The sequence below is a fragment of the Mesorhizobium sp. M0751 genome, from assembly GCF_040320265.1.
In the GTDB taxonomy this organism is placed as follows: Bacteria; Pseudomonadota; Alphaproteobacteria; order Rhizobiales; family Rhizobiaceae; genus Mesorhizobium.
This window is the reverse complement of the sequence record NZ_JAMYPH010000035.1, coordinates 15947-31901: the sequence shown is the minus strand read 5'-3', so window position 1 is coordinate 31901 and position 15955 is coordinate 15947. Positions and strand designations below refer to the sequence as shown.

General features: G+C 60.8%; 14 protein-coding genes and 4 pseudogenes. 5 read left to right on the top strand and 13 right to left on the bottom strand.

From position 1 onward, the window contains the following. Positions 1 to 818: pseudogene (locus NKI19_RS30890) on the top strand (IS110 family RNA-guided transposase); the annotation flags it as partial. Between the two features lie 344 nt (positions 819 to 1162). Here NKI19_RS30890 and NKI19_RS30885 read toward each other — a convergent pair. From NKI19_RS30885 to NKI19_RS30840, 8 genes and pseudogenes are all read right to left on the bottom strand, one after another. After that, positions 1163 to 2207, bottom strand: a pseudogene (locus tag NKI19_RS30885) (IS256 family transposase); the annotation flags it as partial. Positions 2208 to 2568: 361 nt separating this feature from the next. Then, a complete protein-coding gene (locus tag NKI19_RS30875) occupies positions 2569 to 2865 on the bottom strand; it encodes a hypothetical protein (RefSeq protein ID WP_352567482.1) in 297 nt (98 codons plus the stop codon). A 31-nt stretch (positions 2866 to 2896) separates the two neighbouring features. Then, positions 2897 to 3073 (bottom strand): annotated as a pseudogene (locus NKI19_RS30870) (transposase domain-containing protein); the annotation flags it as partial. A 501-nt stretch (positions 3074 to 3574) separates the two neighbouring features. Further along, positions 3575 to 4207, bottom strand: a complete 633-nt coding sequence (locus tag NKI19_RS30860) for a hypothetical protein (RefSeq protein WP_352567481.1) — start codon at positions 4205 to 4207, stop codon at positions 3575 to 3577. A gap of 16 nt (positions 4208 to 4223) precedes the next feature. Continuing rightward, positions 4224 to 6227, bottom strand: coding sequence for a class I tRNA ligase family protein (locus NKI19_RS30855; RefSeq protein WP_352567480.1), 2004 nt, complete (start codon positions 6225 to 6227; stop codon positions 4224 to 4226). A 199-nt stretch (positions 6228 to 6426) separates the two neighbouring features. After that, positions 6427 to 6792 carry a phytanoyl-CoA dioxygenase family protein gene (locus NKI19_RS30850; protein WP_352567479.1) on the bottom strand — a complete coding sequence of 122 codons (366 nt, stop codon included), beginning with the start codon at positions 6790 to 6792 and terminating at the stop codon, positions 6427 to 6429. Between the two features lie 64 nt (positions 6793 to 6856). After that, positions 6857 to 6946: pseudogene (locus NKI19_RS30845) on the bottom strand (phytanoyl-CoA dioxygenase family protein); the annotation flags it as partial. A 558-nt stretch (positions 6947 to 7504) separates the two neighbouring features. Further along, positions 7505 to 8875 (bottom strand): lysine N(6)-hydroxylase/L-ornithine N(5)-oxygenase family protein, encoded by a 1371-nt coding sequence (locus NKI19_RS30840; protein ID WP_352567478.1) that lies wholly within the window; start codon positions 8873 to 8875, stop codon positions 7505 to 7507. A gap of 146 nt (positions 8876 to 9021) precedes the next feature. On the opposite strand from NKI19_RS30840, the gene NKI19_RS30835 reads away from it, so the two are divergent. Further along, a complete protein-coding gene (locus NKI19_RS30835) occupies positions 9022 to 9324 on the top strand; it encodes a hypothetical protein (protein WP_352567477.1) in 303 nt (100 codons plus the stop codon). Between the two features lie 58 nt (positions 9325 to 9382). On the opposite strand, the gene NKI19_RS30830 is transcribed toward NKI19_RS30835, so the two are convergent. Further along, a complete protein-coding gene (locus NKI19_RS30830) occupies positions 9383 to 9592 on the bottom strand; it encodes a hypothetical protein (RefSeq protein ID WP_352567476.1) in 210 nt (69 codons plus the stop codon). Between the two features lie 789 nt (positions 9593 to 10381). On the opposite strand from NKI19_RS30830, the gene NKI19_RS30825 reads away from it, so the two are divergent. Then, positions 10382 to 12469 (top strand): prolyl oligopeptidase family serine peptidase, encoded by a 2088-nt coding sequence (locus tag NKI19_RS30825; RefSeq protein WP_352567475.1) that lies wholly within the window; start codon positions 10382 to 10384, stop codon positions 12467 to 12469. A gap of 202 nt (positions 12470 to 12671) precedes the next feature. Further along, entirely contained in the window at positions 12672 to 13352 is a 681-nt protein-coding gene (locus NKI19_RS30820; RefSeq protein ID WP_352567474.1) for an OmpW/AlkL family protein, read from the top strand. 428 nt (positions 13353 to 13780) lie between these two features. Here the strand turns inward: NKI19_RS30820 and NKI19_RS30815 are convergent, their stop codons facing one another. Continuing rightward, positions 13781 to 13999: a helix-turn-helix transcriptional regulator gene (locus NKI19_RS30815; protein ID WP_023755980.1), complete on the bottom strand. Its 219-nt coding sequence runs from the start codon at positions 13997 to 13999 to the stop codon at positions 13781 to 13783. Between the two features lie 122 nt (positions 14000 to 14121). Between NKI19_RS30815 and NKI19_RS30810 the strand changes: the two genes are divergently transcribed. Beyond that, on the top strand, positions 14122 to 14388 hold the full coding sequence (locus NKI19_RS30810; RefSeq protein ID WP_352567473.1) for a DNA -binding domain-containing protein: 267 nt from the start codon (positions 14122 to 14124) through the stop codon (positions 14386 to 14388). 24 nt (positions 14389 to 14412) lie between these two features. Here NKI19_RS30810 and NKI19_RS30805 read toward each other — a convergent pair whose 3' ends face one another. Genes NKI19_RS30805 through NKI19_RS30795 form a run of 3 tightly spaced genes read right to left on the bottom strand, consistent with a single transcriptional unit; the run spans position 14413 to position 15881 of the window. Further along, complete coding sequence (locus tag NKI19_RS30805) at positions 14413 to 14928, bottom strand: DUF2285 domain-containing protein (RefSeq protein WP_352951273.1); 516 nt, start codon at positions 14926 to 14928, stop codon at positions 14413 to 14415. 52 nt (positions 14929 to 14980) lie between these two features. Further along, on the bottom strand, positions 14981 to 15220 hold the full coding sequence (locus NKI19_RS30800) for a transcriptional regulator domain-containing protein (RefSeq protein WP_352567471.1): 240 nt from the start codon (positions 15218 to 15220) through the stop codon (positions 14981 to 14983). A gap of 28 nt (positions 15221 to 15248) precedes the next feature. After that, complete coding sequence (locus tag NKI19_RS30795) at positions 15249 to 15881, bottom strand: acyl-homoserine-lactone synthase (RefSeq protein ID WP_352567485.1); 633 nt, start codon at positions 15879 to 15881, stop codon at positions 15249 to 15251. Between the last annotated feature and the right edge of the window lie 74 nt (positions 15882 to 15955).

Below are 15955 nucleotides of genomic sequence, written 5' to 3'. Positions count from 1 at the left end.
TCGTTCGGCATCGCACGCGCGTGAAGAACGAGGTGCATGGCATCCTGCAGGCGCACCTCGTGCCGAAGTGCCCGCATGCAGATCTGTTCAACAATCGCGGTCGCGCCTGGCTCGAGCGGCAGGTGCTTCCCGACGACGAGCGGGCCGCCATCGCTCGCCACATCCGCGAGATTGACCGCCTGGCCGAGGATCTGGCCGACCTCGATCGCGACATCGCCCGGGAAGCGATTGATGATGTGCAAGTCCGGCGGCTTCAGACGATCACCGGCGTCAATGCCATCGTCGCGAGCGGTATCATCGCCGCCGTCGGCGATATCCGGCGGTTTCGCGAACCGCAGAAGCTGGTGAGCTACTTCGGCCTCAATCCGCGTGTGCGCCAATCCGGTCTTGGCTTGGCGCAATATGGCCGGATCAGCAAACATGGTCGTTCCCATGCCCGCGCCATGCTGGTCGAGGCCGCCTGGGCGACGGCGAAGGCGCCCGGACCGCTCAGGGCCTTCTTCCTACGCATCCGTAACAAGCGCGGCCATCAGGTCGCAGCCGTGGCACTCGCCCGCAAGCTCGCCGTGTTGATCTGGCATCTGCTGACAAAGGAGCAGGACTACTTCTGGGCTCGCCCGGCGCTGGTGGCGGCAAAGCAGAGGCAGCTCGCTCTCAAGGCCGGCGCGCCGGGCGAGCGCGGTGTCGGTCGCCGCGGTTCGGCTTACGCCTACAACGTGAAGGAGTTGCGAAACAGCGAGAAAGCCGCGGCCGAGAATGCCGAACGTGCCTACGAGCTAATGGTTCGGCATTGGCGGTCACGAGGGCCGAAGCGGCGCACGGACGCCACAAACGAGGAACGACTATACCGGCTGCGTGGCGGCACTCTCATCCTCTCGCACCACTCTTTGCCACGTGGTCGTCCGTGCCGGACAAATATAGCACAAGGAAATGTGGCGGCACGACCGACGCCCTCGGTCCGCTCCAGAATGGCGCCGTGCTCGACGCCGTCAAGGCGTGGCCTGGAAACCTCGCAGCCGGCCGTGGCGCCATCGCACCGGCCAGCCTTGACTGCGTCTCGACACGCTCGCGTGGGAAATCCTGTGGGCCGGGACGAAGAAACAGGCTCACCTGAGCCGAACAAAGAAACGCAACAGGAATCGAAAAAGTCGAAATCAGGGTTGTCGATGTCATCCGTCGACTTCATGTGCTTGTGGTGAGCTAGCGGCAGCCGATAGAAGCTCAGCGTCTCCTCGATGTTGTCTTCCACCCAGTTGACCAGCTTCGGGTATTTGGCCTGCCATTTGGCGATCCACTGCGCCAGGTCGCGTTTGACCTCGGCAAGGTCGCGCCGGTCCCCCGGGTCCGGCTTCGCCGGCCCGAGGACAGGCTCCGAACCATCTGAGCTCCATCAGGCAATCGTCGTCGACCTTGCGCGGCACCTAGTCGAGCGCGTTTCTGAGGAAGTGCACGTAGCAGCGCTGCCAGACCGCTTCGGGCAGCACTTCGCGGATTGCCGCCCTGAGCCCCGGATGGTCGTCGGAGACGACGAACTCGACGCCGGCGAGCCCGCGATTCTTGAGCCCCGTCACGAACTCGCGCCAGCTCGAATGGCTCTCCCGGTTGGCCAGCTCCACGCCCAGAACCTGGCGCCGGCCCTCCCAATCCACGCCGATCGCCACCAGCACCGCCTGGCTGGCGATCACGCCCGCCTCGCGAGCCCGTTCATAGCGCGCGTCCAAGATGAGATACGGATAGCTTTCCTCGAGCCGCTGCGTGAAGAACGCCTTGAGCGCCTCATCCAGCCGCATCGTCGCCTCGCTCACCGTCGAGGCCGAGAAAGAATGGCCGCACAGTTCCTCCGTCACCGCCTTCACCTTGCGGGTCGAGACGCCCTGCACGTACATCTCGACCAGCGCCGACACCAATGCCTTCTCCGAACGCTGGTAGCGCTCAAACAACTCCGTCGAGAACCGGCCAGCCCGATCCTGCGGAACGCGAAGCTCCAGCACCCCGACCCGCGTCACCAGCTTGCGCTCGTAATAGCCGGACCGGTAACTCGTCCGCCCCGCCGTCCGCTCGCCTTTCTCGGCCCCGATCGCCTCCGTCATCTCGGCTTCAAGAACCTCCTGCACGACACTCTGCAATGTCTGGCGAAAGCCGTCCTCATCCGACAACAGCAACGCTTTCAACTCGCCTCTGCTCAGTCTAACGTCTCGATTGGTCATGGCACTTCCCCTTCCACGGGAATCGGTGATCGCAACGTCACCACCGTGCCATGGCCGCTCGCCCTTCAGAGCAAGCGCCGTTCTCTCTCCAAAACTTTTTGCAGAACGCTCGGCACACGATCGGGCGAGGCCGTCGCTGGCGTAGCGGGTCAGATAGTCCCATTGGTTTCGCGCATAGGAGATCGCCTTGCCGGTCAGGCTTTCGGGCAGGACCTTGGGTGCCTGGTCGTCGAGCCATGTCTAGAAGGCGACCAAGACCGGGGCGCTATGCTGCTGTCGCAGGCACAAGGTGTAATCGGCACGCGGTTCGCCTTCGCCCGGCGTCTGGCGTGCCAGTCTCTCGACCATAAGCGTCCCATTGTTACCGCGGAGATTTCGCTTTGATGCGTGCGATGATGTCTGGGTCTGAGACGAAGTCTTCGAGGAAATCGTTCCAGTCATTGGTCGAGCGGCGGGCATGGGCAAGCATTTGCCTCAGCTCGTCAACTCCATCGTCGGTAAGAGCGGTGATCGCTTCGTCCGTGCCGTCGTAAACGCTGATGATACTGCCGTAGGACAGGTTGTCATCGTTATAGACGATCGCCTCCAGGAGTTCGGGATCCTCTCCGAGCATTTTCGCGACGTGGTTGATGGTGAAGACGTAGGTGATCGTTGCCATCAGGCGGCCTCGGCGCACGTGACAGGCGTAAACTCCATGGAAGAAGTTCATCGAGGCGGTTGATCTTGTGATCATGAATGCGGTCGGGCAGGTCGGCCAGATATGCGTGCGGATTGATGCCGCTCGTCTTCGCCGTCTCGATGATCGTCATGGCACGTGCCAAGGTCTCCGCGCCGGTGTCGGCCCCAGCGAATAACCAATTCTTTTGCACGGTGTCCTCCGAGTTCGCACAAGAATCGATCGGCCGCTTGGCTGATTTGCGCGCAGAACCGGCTCGCAAAGGAGGCCTGCGTGTGCCGCCCAACGCCAAGGTGCCCAGCATGTCGGCTACCGGTCCGCTGATCCATGTTGTTGTCCCGTCCGCCGGCTCATATAGCCTCCGGTTCAAGCTTCAGCTGAGCAAAGCAAGCATTTCTAGCTCGCGCATAGATATCTGTGGTTCCTTTGCGCGCGAGCAGCGCTCGCATCTCGTCGGTCACGTAGCTGACGTGCGATCCTTGAACCGGTAACGGGTCTCGGACGCATGGAGACCGACCATGACATAGGGAGCAGGCTCGACCGGAAAACGCACTAAGGAGTCCGGTGATTCCAAAGAGCCCCGCTTGTCCCAGTCGTCGACGAGCGGGCGTGAACCTGTCGCCGAGACCAAAACAGTCCAGAAGCGCGACCACCGCCGCGTGCGGATGCTTACTTGCCTCGTAAACATAATTCACCACCCAGATGCCATGTCGGCGGGCATTGCGCTCGATCCGTGCGGCATTGAGCGCCCACAGCAAGTAATGTGCTGCACGAAGGTAGCGGGTGCCCTGTGCAGGCTCCACTTCTCGAGCCAGGAGTCAAGAGAGAGGCGACCGGCTCGCGTTCGAGCCACGACCATAGAGATCTTCGCCGCAGGATAGCCCGCCGCCACCAGAAGGTCGATTGGGTCGAATAGGCATTCGGCCAGCAGATAGAGGCCGGTCATTTCCTTGCAATGGACGAGAGGCTTTGTCGCGCGATCGGGCACGATCCAGGGCGCGCTAGGTTGACCAAGCGCCTCGAACCGCATCATAGTCTTGACCGGCTGGTAATAGGACGGAAATCCCGCGATGCCGAAGAGGTTGGTCAGCGCAGTCGAGCCCACAAGGCATTTGCCGCACGAAACAGCAAGGGCTGGGAAGCTATCGGCCGAGCGGTCCTCGAAGGCGCGGGCCAGGGTGTCGACGATCCGCTGGTTCAGGTCCGCCAATCTGGTCTCTACCGTCTGGTAGCGGCCTTCGGGCGCCAGTGGCAGCGAGCAAAGATATTTGGCATCATCGGCTTTGATTGCCGCGCAGATCTGGTCGAGATTGGGATAGCTCACTGGTGCACCTTTGGGCTCATAGCGCTTCCTCCTGACTGAGATGAGGATTGCTCAATCTGGCGTAGAACACCAACACGAGTCCCAGATCAAAGCGCGTCCCGGGCGCAAGGCGCTGGACGGACCGGGGCCATGTTTCGGTTGAGACGCCGTCGATGCCTCGCGCCAGCGTTCTGGCGAATCGGGGCATCAGCGGAGCGAGTGTCGGTGCCAGGATCGCAGCGGCCGTCGTCTGAAGGGCTAGCGAAGTCCGATTGCGGGCGGGATAGAAACGTCGCGCCGCCGCATAGTCTTGCGCCCGACGGTAGATCACGCAATCGCGCACGAAATCGCAGACCTGAGCGGCCGCGCGCCGGACCGAGAAGCCTTCGTCCGAATAGGCGCGTTCCATCGCCGCGCGATAGATCTCTATCCGAGCAAAGAAGGCGCGGTCGGCCGGGCTCCAATCGCCTGCATCGGGTACACGGCCGCCAAAATCCTGCTTGATTTCCTGGTTCAACGCATCGAGCCAGTTCAGCCAGATCCCCTGGAACACCTCGTTCTCGGTGCGGCGCAGCGCGTCCAGCGTGAAATCCGTCCGCTCACCTTCCGGGCGTGTCAGGCCCAAATGGAGGCGCACGACGTCGACTGTCTTTGGGCTCAGAACCTCCTTACCCCAGACCGCATGGCGGCAGCTGGTTGAGAATTTCTTGCCGTCGAGCAGGTAGAACTCGTTGACGTGATAGTGGATGCGTGGCGTCCAGTGGGAGAAGACCTCGGCGTAAAGAGCGGGGTAGAGTAGCGCGTGGTAGAACGAATTGTCGAAGCCGAAGAAATGGACAATCTGCCAGTCGTTGCCGGGCATCTCCGCCTTCCAGTCGCGACCCAGCAAGCGGCCGAGCGCCTGGATTTTGTAAAGAAAACCGAAGGCCATTTCCGGCCAGACCCAGATCACTTGCCCCGGGAACCCTTCGGCCGGCAGGCCCCAGTCCGAGGGGTGGGTAATGGGCACTGAAAAGTTGCCGCGTCGGCGTAGGCGCGCGAAGAGATCTAAGATCCGTAGCGGGACGCCCGAGGCCCTTAGATGCCGGTCGATATTGTCGTAGCATCGGTCCAAGGCAAGTTCCGGGCGGCCGACGGAGCCGACCAGCGGCGCCTCGGCAGACTGCCGTGACCGGGCTGCACCCAAGTCGTGGCAAAGGTTTGGGGCGCCGCATTCCTCGCAGATGTTGCCACCGGCGGAGCCGCCGCAATCGGGGCAGAGGCCGCTAACATCCGGCTCGTAAAGATAGTGGCCTGTCACAGCATCGAAAAGCGCAGGGCTCTGGCGCAGATCTACCGCCGTGCTGCTCAGAAGACTGCGGAAACACGCGGCTTGAAACTCGCAATAACCGTCATCGCCCGTCGTGAGTTGGAAGCTGTGGACCTCACAATCGAAAAGTGCAAGCGTGGCGCGAATCTCGTCGGCGTAGTAGTGCGCCACGTTTGCAGGCGTCGATTGATCGGCATCGGCGCGTGTCGTGACGTAGCTCTGGTTGTCATCGCTTCCAGTGAGGTGATATGCTTCGACTCCTTTCATGCGCAGGAAACGAGTATAGACGTCGGCGCCGAAATAAGGGCCAGAAAGATGGCCCAGATGCAGATCGCCATTTGGCGTTGGCGGCGTGGAGAAGACGAAGATCGGCCCACGTGGAGCCGTGGTCTTTGCAGCGGCATCAAGGGCGGCCTCGGCGTCTCGCCAGTAGACATCGACGAAATTTAGGTCTTCGTCCCCATCGTTGCGCAGCACATGCGCTTCAAAAGGATGGAACAGAACGACATCGCCCGCCTCGACCGAGATTTCCCCACGGTCGGTAGTGACCTTGCCCGCGCCAGACAGGACCACGAAGGCCTCGATTTCGTCGTGCCGATGGGGCTCGGATGTGATGCCGGGTCCAACCTTTCCGAATGAAAACCCCGTGCGAGCGCTTCCCGTTCCAAGCGTGGCCATGTCGATACCGAACGCCCGCGACAGCTCCGTTCGAGAAAACGTGTATTTGCGCATGACGAACCTAAGCTGTTGAAGCAGTGGGATCTTCGGCTGCCAACGACGAGGGCGGCACCAGTCGGTCTGTGGGCGTCATAGAAGACCGCCCTGCGACCACCTCCACAATCCACGTGCCGGAGCGTCTTAACGGGCTGTCGATGCTCCGCGAGCGCGCAAATCAGAACGCCATACTCTCCGCGCATTTTTGAGCGGTCGATCAGTTCCGTGTGCATGCCTCCGCCTGGCTGCGTGAGCTCAATCGCGATGGTTCCCAGGAGAACATTTCGGCGACTTGAGGATCGATCACCCCACCGGCATCCATGGGAAACACCCCCTTCTTGTGGTTGCCGGGGCTGAAGAAAAGCCCGCCGTTTTCCGGGTCGGAGTCGTCGATGCCTATGGCAACCACCGCATGGACCATCCGGTCGGGGAGTTTGTGTGGAATGTGATAAATGTCCTGATGCGGGAGATAGCCGCCGCTGTCGGGGTAGTGGAAAATCAGCAACTCCTTGAGCCTGCGCGAATCTTCGCCAAGCAAATCCTCGACCGCTGACTTTATGCGCTGAACGACGCAATGGATCATGAAAGTCGAGAAAATTCTCGATCTTGGAGATGATCTTTCGATTGTCCGTCGTCTTCTCGAACCACATGAGCCATTTATCATCGCTGACATCCCAGCGTGACATATCTTCGACAAAAGTAGAGATATCTTCCTGAGCCGCAGGAGCGAAGAACATTTCGAGCCTGACGTATCCGTCTTTCTGCCACTTTTCTCTTTGTGCATCAGTCAACATGCGAAAAGCCTCCTGTTGGAAAGACTGGTTGGTCGGACATCCCAATCAGGGCAGTCGGGCGCTGGTCAAGTTGCGGGTCCACGGAGACGGACTCACGTCATGTGGGACGGCGATGCTAAGTGCGTTCCGCTCCGGCGGATATTGTCCGCAGAAGCTCGGCGCGAGACTGCCTATGTCAGGCTCAGCCGGGGTCCAGGGGTTCCGTGGCCGGATCAATCGCTTCACCCGGTCCAGCCACGACACGCATCGCTAAAGGCCGGCACCATCCGCTGACCGCCGACCCAGCCATGGCCGCCAAGACCACGGCGCTCTTTCGAGTGAGCGACCCGGTACGGTCTTGACAACCGTAGGGGAAATGCACGCCCCCAGAATAATGCGATGCGCCGCTTGGTCCAAGGGCTTGTTCAGTCACGATGATTTCGGAGAAGCCTCCGGCCTTCGCCGCAGCGGAGGCGGACATCATTCCTAGGATGCCACCGCCGATGATCAAAAGTCTACGAGTCATATCCCGCTGCCCATTTCTTCGGCTGCGGAGGCGGGCCAGCTCTCGATCGAGGTATGGCTGATGAAGCCAGGATGCTCGGGGTTCGCGCATGGCGCGCGCCCAAGAAGGCTATCGAGGATCCGGCGCGCGCGCCAGGCCAGCAGGCTTAGGTTCGGATCGGCCAGGCCGCGCTGCCTGAGGCTCGCGTTTTGTACGAAGATGCGTCTGTCACGCGGTCCGTCCCAGCTCACCGAAAAATCCTCGCGAATAGCTAATTCATTGTCGATCTGCTCCAGCCGGTGCGCGATGGGTTCCAAGAAGTCTGGCACCGCGTTCTCGTAACCGGTGGCCAGGATGACGATGTCAGCCGTGACTTCTTCGACCTCGTCCATGCCGTGCTGCAGGGTCAGCCTGTGACCCGGTCCGGCGTTGATGCAGTGCGAGACGGTGCAGCCCGGCCGCAGTGTGATGTCGCATCGGTTTGGCTCGACAAATGCGTGGCGGTACAGCGCCTGATAGACCGCGCGCAACGTGCTTTCCGAAATGCCGTCCGAGGCAAGCACGAAACGCCGCAGGAGCAGCTTACGCTGCGACTCGCTCATCGCCGCGAAACGATCCGAAAAGCAGGGCATGAACAACTCGTTTGTGAACGGGCTGTCATCGAGAGGCAGGTAGTTCTCACGCTGCGAGACCCAAGTGATCGAGGCAGGCCGCCGTTCTTTCGGCAGGCCGACAAGGTGCAACATCACCTCGGCTCCCGACTGGCCTCCGCCAACCACGCAGACATGCTTTCTCCGCACCTCAGGATGGATGTGCAATAAAACAGATGAGTGGAACAGGTTGCGTCCAGTCCAGCCCAGAAACTGAGGCGGAATTTGCGCCTGCTTGCCAATGCCGACCACGACGTTTCTGGCGCCGAGAACCGCCTTACCCGTCCGCACCCGAAACTCGCCGTCAAAGCGGATTTCGCGCACGGTCTCGCCGCCACGCACAAGTGGGTTCCTGTGGAAGACCCAGTTCAGGTACTGCTCGAACTCAAGTCTGAGCACGGCTTGGAACTGTGCGTTCAGGAAGTGATACAAACGCCCGTTCTCGTGCAGGAAGTTTACGAAAGTGTAGGCTGATCGCGGATTCACCAGCGTGACCAGATCCTTGAAGTGGCTGACCTGGAGCTCCGAGGAACCGAATGCGATGCCTGGATGCCAGCGGAAGTCGACCTGCCGATCCAGGAACACTGCCCCTTGCCCAACTTGATCGTGTATCTGACACGCAAGGCTCAAATTGGACGGCCCAGCACCGACCCCAACGCAAGATAACTCCACTTGCTTTCCTCCTATAGAGTTTTCCCATTGGGGGGCTTGTTCGCGGCGAATATCGGCCATAGCCATTGGGCGTCCTCGCGGACGTTTTCGAGGCCCGGTCCCGACCGGTTTGCGAGAATTTGTCCAGCGCGTTCGGGTCGTCGAATGTAGACCCGAGCATTCCAGCGCGGTGACAGTCGACGGGTCATGCCGGCGACGTGGGGCAACGACGTATGTCCTTTCCGCCCGTCTGGATGCCCGCGTCGCCGTCACGCGAGACGCTTTCCAAGCCCATTAAGGTGTTTGAAGCCGGCGCAATCGCCCGCCTCAACCATGACGCGCCGGCCTTTCGGCGGCTTGATGGCAGGCGAGAGCGCGGTTTTCACTGCGGCGACGGCATTTTCGGTGCGCATGATCATGGACGACCTCTCGCTGATGCGTTCGCAGAATCCCGTGCATGGGCCGTGCCAGAGAAGGAAAACCTTGTTAAACAGCGGGTTGGCGGATTTGCGATCCTGTCGGAAATCCGACATTGAGGGGGGACGCCTACCGGCGGCGCCCGATTTGCACGTCGATGTCGCCTTTTCCGAATAGCTAATCGGGCACCTTCTGCACCAGAATACTTCTCATGGAGACCAGCGCGAAGCCTTCATGAACGGACAGTGCATAACCTGGTGTCTCTGCCGGACAGATCGCGATATGCCGTCTCCCATCGAGGTCGGCAGTTGCAAGAGCTGCCAAATCCTTCGCCCTATCGTGCCGTTGCACTGGCTCGATCCCGACATCCTCGGAGGCGGCGATCATGAAGAGTGACGCAATCTCATGTCCGCCGCGACGCCTCTCTCATGAGGAAGCAATTCTCTGTGTTGGTGTCGGATCGATGCTCTTGATGACATGGTTGCGGATGGGCGCATGCCCAGACCTGAGCGCATCAATGATTGCGCGATCTGGGACCTTCACCAACTGGATTGTCGAATCTCTGTAAAGATAGCGGGAAGGAGAATTGCGTTATGACCACTCTGCCGGTTCCAAAAGCACGACGCCATTCGGTCCCTGCGACTCAATCCAGGCGGAGGGATGAGGCCGCACAGCAGTCTTTTGCGCGCCCACCGGTCGGCCAGGATGGAGCCGTCGTAAACGCAGTTATTCGATGATCGCCGCCGCGGAGTCCTCAGGCTGTGCCGCGCACGACACCAGCGACGTAGTGGTGGTCGATCGCCCCGTCGCCGATGTCGATCCGAAGCTTGGCCAGTTTCGCGGTGAGCTTCACTGCCTATTCCGCAGTGCCCACCGAGCTCGCACAGGAGGTTCTATGAGGCGGTCACGGCTGCACTCGTTGTCGGGTCTTTGACAAAGTCGGACATGAGACACAGCGCCATCAGGGTGATCGCATTGTTATGAAATGATTTTCTCGTTTGGCACGACACGTGCAAGGCTATCCGCAAACGCGCTGCGGCAAGGACTGAGGAGAAATCATCCCATGATAATGCGCGCCGAACATGCGGTCGCAGCCGCGAAAACTGAGCTTTCCCGGGCCGACGGAAGACTTTGCGCCTGTTTTCCAGGCGACATCACTCTTCGAGTTATCCGGGCATGACCGCATTCGATTTCCGCCCAATGCTGAATGCTCCCGACGATGATCCCTATCTTTGGCTCGAAGATGTAGAAGGCGAACGGGCACTTGACTGGGCCGCCAGCCAGTCTGCCAGGACCCTGGAGCACTTCGGTGGAACGCAATTCGAGCGGGACCATGACGCCCTGATAGCGATTTTCGATCGCCCTGACCGGATCCCCTTGAGCAGGCGCCGCGGCCAGTACCTCTACAATTTCTGGCAAGATGCCCGAAATCCGCGCGGACTGTGGCGCCGGACCACCCTTGCCGCCTACCTGAAAGTGGATCTCCAGTGGGAGCTGCTGCTCGATCTGGACGCCCTCGCCGCTAGCGACGGAGAGGACTGGATCTGGCGCGGCGCGTCCCTTGAGCCGGAGAGACGGGAAAGAGCCGTTCTGCGCCTGTCGCGCGGCGGCAGCGACGCGGTCGTGCATCGCGAATTCGATCTGGGGTCTCTTAGCTTCGTCTCCGACGGTTTCAACCTCGCGGAGGCCAAGGGCGGGGTAAATTGGCTCGACCCTGACACGCTTCTGCTTTCTAGTGCGTTTGGTGATGGCATGGCCACCCGCTCCGGCTACGCGCGCACCGTGCGGCTGTGGAAGCGTGGCGCGGATCCGCTCACCGCGCCCGTAATCTTCGAGACCGGTTCCGAATCCCTCGGCGTGTCCGGCCGTCTGGACCGCACCGCCGAGAGCGAACGCCTCTGGTTCATCGAGCAGTCGACCTTCTTTGAGAAGATCGGCCGAATCGGTGACAGAAGCGGGCCGAAGATGCGGATCGACCTTCCTCGGGACGCCTCGTGGAGCGGCTTCGGCGACTGGCTGGCGGTAAAGCCGCGCAAGCAATGGACAGTGGGAGGGATGACCCATGCCGCGGACGCGCTGATCGGCATCTCGCTTTCCTCCTTCATCGCCGGCGAGCGCAGTTTTGCCATCCTCTTTGAACCAGGCGACAGGCGCTCCCTGCAGTCATTCTTCTGGAATAACGGGAAGCTCATTATCTCCTACCTCGTCAATCTCGATCCGCGTTTCGAGATGTTCACCCCCGACCGCCAGGAATGGACGCGCCGAGCGCTGGACACCGTGCCCACCGAAGGGACTGTTCACCTTCGGTCGCTCGATGCGGAACGTCACGAGACCAATGGAGAGGTCCTCATTTCGGCTCAGGACCCGATCACGCCGCGGATGCTTCTCCTAGTAGACCTCAATGCCGCGCCGCCTCTTGGCGCTCCAGTAATCCTGAAGCGCAACCCGGAGAATTTCGACGCATCCGGGCTGGTGGTCACGCGCCACGAGGCAGTCTCGACCGATGGTGAGATGATCCCCTATACGCAGGTCGGCCCGTCGAATGGGAACGGGGATGCCCCGGTTCACCTCACCGCCTACGGCGGGTACGGCAAATCGCTCCTGCCCCACTACAACTCCTGGCTCGGCAAGCTGTGGCTCGAACGCGGCGGCACGTGCGTGGAGGCGAATATCCGGGGCGCCGGCGAGTTCGGCACCCGTTGGCACGAGGCCGGGCGCAGGGAGGGCAAGCGTCTCGCCCATGACGATTTGGCCGCCGCTGCCGCCGATCTCGTGCGAAGAGGCATTACGCTGCCGAGACGGATTGCCGCCGAGGGCGACTCAAATGGCGGCCTCCTGATCGCCAATATGCTTACCCGCTATCCTGAGCATTTCGGCGCGCTGTTCTGCACAATTCCGCTTGTCGACATGCGCCGCTACACCAAGCTTTTGGCGGGCGCGAGCTGGATTGACGAATATGGAGATCCCGACAAGCCGGAGGAATTGATTTTCCTAAAGGAAATCTCCGCCTATCACGCCGCGACGCCGGGACAGCCCTACCCGCCGATCCTGCTTGCCACCACTAAGCGGGACGACCGCGTCCACCCGGGCCACGCGCGTAAGATGGCCGCAAAGCTGCAGGCTCTTGACTATCCCGCCTACTTCTACGAGCCCGGCGCGGGCGGCCACAGCTACGGCAAGAACACTCGGGAGCGGGCCGCATTCATTGCCTTGGGCACCAATTTCCTTCGCAGTGCGATCGGCTGGCAAGCCGATGGCGTTTGATAGGTGGACGGAGACAAAGGGCAACGTTTCAATAAGTGAGTACAGGGCGATGATTGCGAGTACGGGGCAAATAATGTGAGCACAGTCTCACGCAAACTGCGCATGAGCGCGTCGGCAATCCCCAGCAATTCGAGCAACATTTTTCGTAATTCAGTCCACATTTTCTGAAGAGCAAGGAGAGAATATCATGGCGAGAAACCAAATGCGCGTGGCGCGGGGAGTAACAGCGGCCGTCATCCTCATGGTGATGGGGCAGCAGGCCGTCGCGGCGGACCTTGCGCAAGCGGCGAGCGTCCCGCAGGCGGGAGCCTCGGTCACGGAAGCGCCAAGCCCTTGGCAGATCCGCCTGCGCGCGTTGGGCGTCATCACTGAGGATTCGGGCTACGTTAATACGGTGCCCGGCTCCGGTCTTTCCTTTTCGGACACGGTGCCGCCGGAACTCGATATCTCCTATTTCTTCACGGACAACATCGCCGCCGAACTCATACTCGGCACCACCTATGCCAACATCGAGGGCCAAGGAGCGATCGGCGGGCTAGGCAATATCGGCAAGGTTTGGCTGCTGCCGCCCACGCTCACATTGCAGTATCATTTTACCAATTTCGGCGCTTTCAAGCCCTATGTCGGCGCCGGCGTGAACTACACGATCTTCTATAACCAGGATGCCGGCAGCGTCGATGCTCTCAAGGTTAAGAACACGTTCGGCACCGCGCTGCAGGTCGGGTTCGACTACATGGTGGATCAGCACTGGGGGGTCAACTTCGACGTGAAGAAGCTTTTCCTCAAGCCAGACTTCGACGTCACGGTCGACGGCGCGAAGCTGACGGGAAAGGCGGAGCTCGATCCCTGGTTGATAGGCGCAGGTGTCACCTACCGCTTCTAACAACGAAAGGTGAAGGCGGCTGCTGATAGCTGATCGGAAATGAAGGGCGCCTCGTGCGCCCTTTCCACGCTGCACGGGCGAGTCGACCCGGATCATTAGAGGGGTGGGGCCTTGTGACCCCACGCGGGGCTGGGCGGGAGGTGTCCGAATCGGAGGAACGTTCTGATCAACTTTATGCGATTACCATCCGACGCACAGCAGCCGATTGTCGGGGATACTTGAAGAAGCCGTTGTTAAGAGTGGGCGTCCCCGCCTGCGCCCGACCAGGTACTTGCCAGTAGCAGCCGACAGGCTGCCCCGCGCCGGGGGCGCGAAGCCGAACGGGGCAAGATCGCTGAAGCCTGCCGAAGAAGACCGGGGGTTCACGAGCAGCCGGCGCGCGCTGGGAGGCGCGTGGGCCCGTAGCAATTACTTGGAAGTCGGGTGGGTCAGGCCTGTTTGTCGGGCCGAACCAGATCCGTGTGGCTGACGTCGAGGGCCAATGCCAGTTCGTAGATCGTGATGATCGTCGGATTTCTTCGTCCTTTCTCCAAGCCGCTGATGTACTGCTGGCTGAACCCGGAAATCTCGGCAAGCTGCTCCTGCGTCAGACGCTTCCTTAGCCTGATCCTCTGCACATTCCGTCCGACCAATCTGCGCATATCCATGCACGATAGCCAGCGGATTAGGCAGCTTGAGTTTATCAACTAAAATATGTAATCCACATTGAGTATCCCAATCCGCTGGCGGAGGGCTTCGCGGAGGCCGTTTTGCGGAGGTATAATCAGCGATGTTACAGCCCAAATCGATCACGCCGATTGCCGACGAAGTCCCATGGTCGGAGAGCCTTACGAGCTACGACAGGGAGCATTTCACGATCTATCTGCGTATCCTGGATGCCTGTGCCGACAATGCCAGCGAGGAGGAGATGGCCAATCGCATTCTCGGCATTGACCCGTCCATTGAACCGGTCCGCGCCAAAAAGGCCCTCCGCAGCCATATCGACCGTGCTAATTGGATGGTGACGACCGGCTACAAGGAACTGTTCGCCGGCTGACGCACAGCGCGGATCTCATGCTCTTCAAAGAAGGAAGTTCAGATATTCGCCGTTCATTAGCGCACGGCCACGTGAGACGGCGCGCCGGATACGATCGCGCAGGTGATCTTGAGGATCCTTCCAGTCGGACCGGACGCGCGCTTGTCCGACGAGCGCTTCGGCGATTTCGCGATGTGATGCTCCGGCAAGCGCGCCATCGAGCGCGCGGAGGACGAAGTTCAATCGGGGCCCGCGTCTTTCTGGCGGAAACAAGCGCGCGGGCAGTTTTCCATAGGCACAAAGGGCATTGAGGCACTCCAGCGCTATCAGACGATGCTTCGAAAGTGCTGCCGGCCAGATCGCCTCGGTGCGGAGGTAAACAGGATGCAGGACATCCGCTCCCGAAACAGCAAGCTGGAGGCTGCGCTCCGCATCCCGAAGAAGAACCTCCTGGCTCTTGTCGGGCATCAGCAGGACTGCAGCACGACATGGCAATGCCGCCAGCTCGAACGACGATATCGTCGATGACGCAAATCGCCGTTCCGCAATGACAGGCAACACGCTTGGACACCGGCGGGGACACCAAAACACAGTCGCACTGCGCCCGTAAGATTCAGCGAAACGAAACACCCCAGCGCGACAGGTTGCCGGCCGACGCGATCACCTCGACGGTGGTTCGATGCGGCAAACTGTTGGCCTGCCGGCGCGTAGCAAGCACATCATGCTGAAATACCGGATTGCGCCGCAAAAACTCCCAAGCCCAGCCACGCAGCGTCAGCTGAGCGGCATAGTCGTATGACCTATCATTCCACCAGTCGGGCAGATCGGCGTCCGTCGCAAGAGACGTGGACATGACTGTGCTCTCCTGCCGGGCGTCACATTCACGCCACCCGGCGAAGCACCGGCGCCCATAGCACCGGACTATCGATACCGCTGTTTTGTCGCACCGCATGAAGTGTCGCTTTCGACACTTCGAGGTAGCCCGCCAGTGCGCGTGTCGCGCCGATCGTGTGCGGGTTGCCGATCCGCTCGAGGGGCCAGCCGGCGCGCCGAAGAATGCGCTCCATGCGCAAGTCGGTGACCGTGACGACGTGGCTGAGCCGGCGTGAGAGGCCGAACTCGATCATGCCGGCGAAGAGTTCATATGTGCCGAGAGCGATACCGCCCGCCCCCTTTTGCCCAGATGAAGCTATGTCGAGCGCAAAACGGCTGCTTTCCCACACGCTCGGATCCTCAGGTGCAGCCCTTCCTTCCAACAGCATCGGAAAGGTATCGCGAATCATGGTCGGGCCCGCTGAGGGCAGAAGGCGAACGCAACCCTCCACCCGGCCCTCGAAACCGCGCAACAACAGGTAGTGCGGTCTGAGCGCGTCAAAGGAATCGATTTCATAGCCGCCATTATCCTGCACGTCCCAGCCTAGGCGTTCCTTGAAGACGCGAAATCGAAGCCGATGCATTGCATGCAGTCCGTCAGCAAAGTCGTCGTAGCACTCAGGCGCAATAAGCTGGATCATCAAAGGCCTCCAATGGCGGGAAACATTTCCTCGCCATTGGAGACGATCCTTCGCGAATGCGCAGCCTGTGCAGT

Excerpts from the sequence above, each read along its gene's own strand:
- NKI19_RS30840 (WP_352567478.1), bottom strand. The coding sequence starts at position 8,875 with ATGGCTATGGCCGATATTCGCCGCGAACAAGCCCCCCAATGGGAAAAC.
- NKI19_RS30855 (WP_352567480.1), bottom strand. The coding sequence starts at position 6,227 with ATGCGCAAATACACGTTTTCTCGAACGGAGCTGTCGCGGGCGTTCGGT.
- NKI19_RS30815 (WP_023755980.1), bottom strand. The coding sequence starts at position 13,999 with ATGGATATGCGCAGATTGGTCGGACGGAATGTGCAGAGGATCAGGCTA.
- NKI19_RS30820 (WP_352567474.1), top strand. The coding sequence starts at position 12,672 with ATGCGCGTGGCGCGGGGAGTAACAGCGGCCGTCATCCTCATGGTGATG.
- NKI19_RS30835 (WP_352567477.1), top strand. The coding sequence starts at position 9,022 with ATGTCCTTTCCGCCCGTCTGGATGCCCGCGTCGCCGTCACGCGAGACG.
- NKI19_RS30800 (WP_352567471.1), bottom strand. The coding sequence starts at position 15,220 with ATGTCCACGTCTCTTGCGACGGACGCCGATCTGCCCGACTGGTGGAAT.
- NKI19_RS30875 (WP_352567482.1), bottom strand. The coding sequence starts at position 2,865 with ATGGCAACGATCACCTACGTCTTCACCATCAACCACGTCGCGAAAATG.
- NKI19_RS30825 (WP_352567475.1), top strand. The coding sequence starts at position 10,382 with ATGACCGCATTCGATTTCCGCCCAATGCTGAATGCTCCCGACGATGAT.
- NKI19_RS30850 (WP_352567479.1), bottom strand. The coding sequence starts at position 6,792 with ATGATCCATTGCGTCGTTCAGCGCATAAAGTCAGCGGTCGAGGATTTG.
- NKI19_RS30810 (WP_352567473.1), top strand. The coding sequence starts at position 14,122 with ATGTTACAGCCCAAATCGATCACGCCGATTGCCGACGAAGTCCCATGG.
- NKI19_RS30795 (WP_352567485.1), bottom strand. The coding sequence starts at position 15,881 with ATGATCCAGCTTATTGCGCCTGAGTGCTACGACGACTTTGCTGACGGA.
- NKI19_RS30830 (WP_352567476.1), bottom strand. The coding sequence starts at position 9,592 with ATGATCGCCGCCTCCGAGGATGTCGGGATCGAGCCAGTGCAACGGCAC.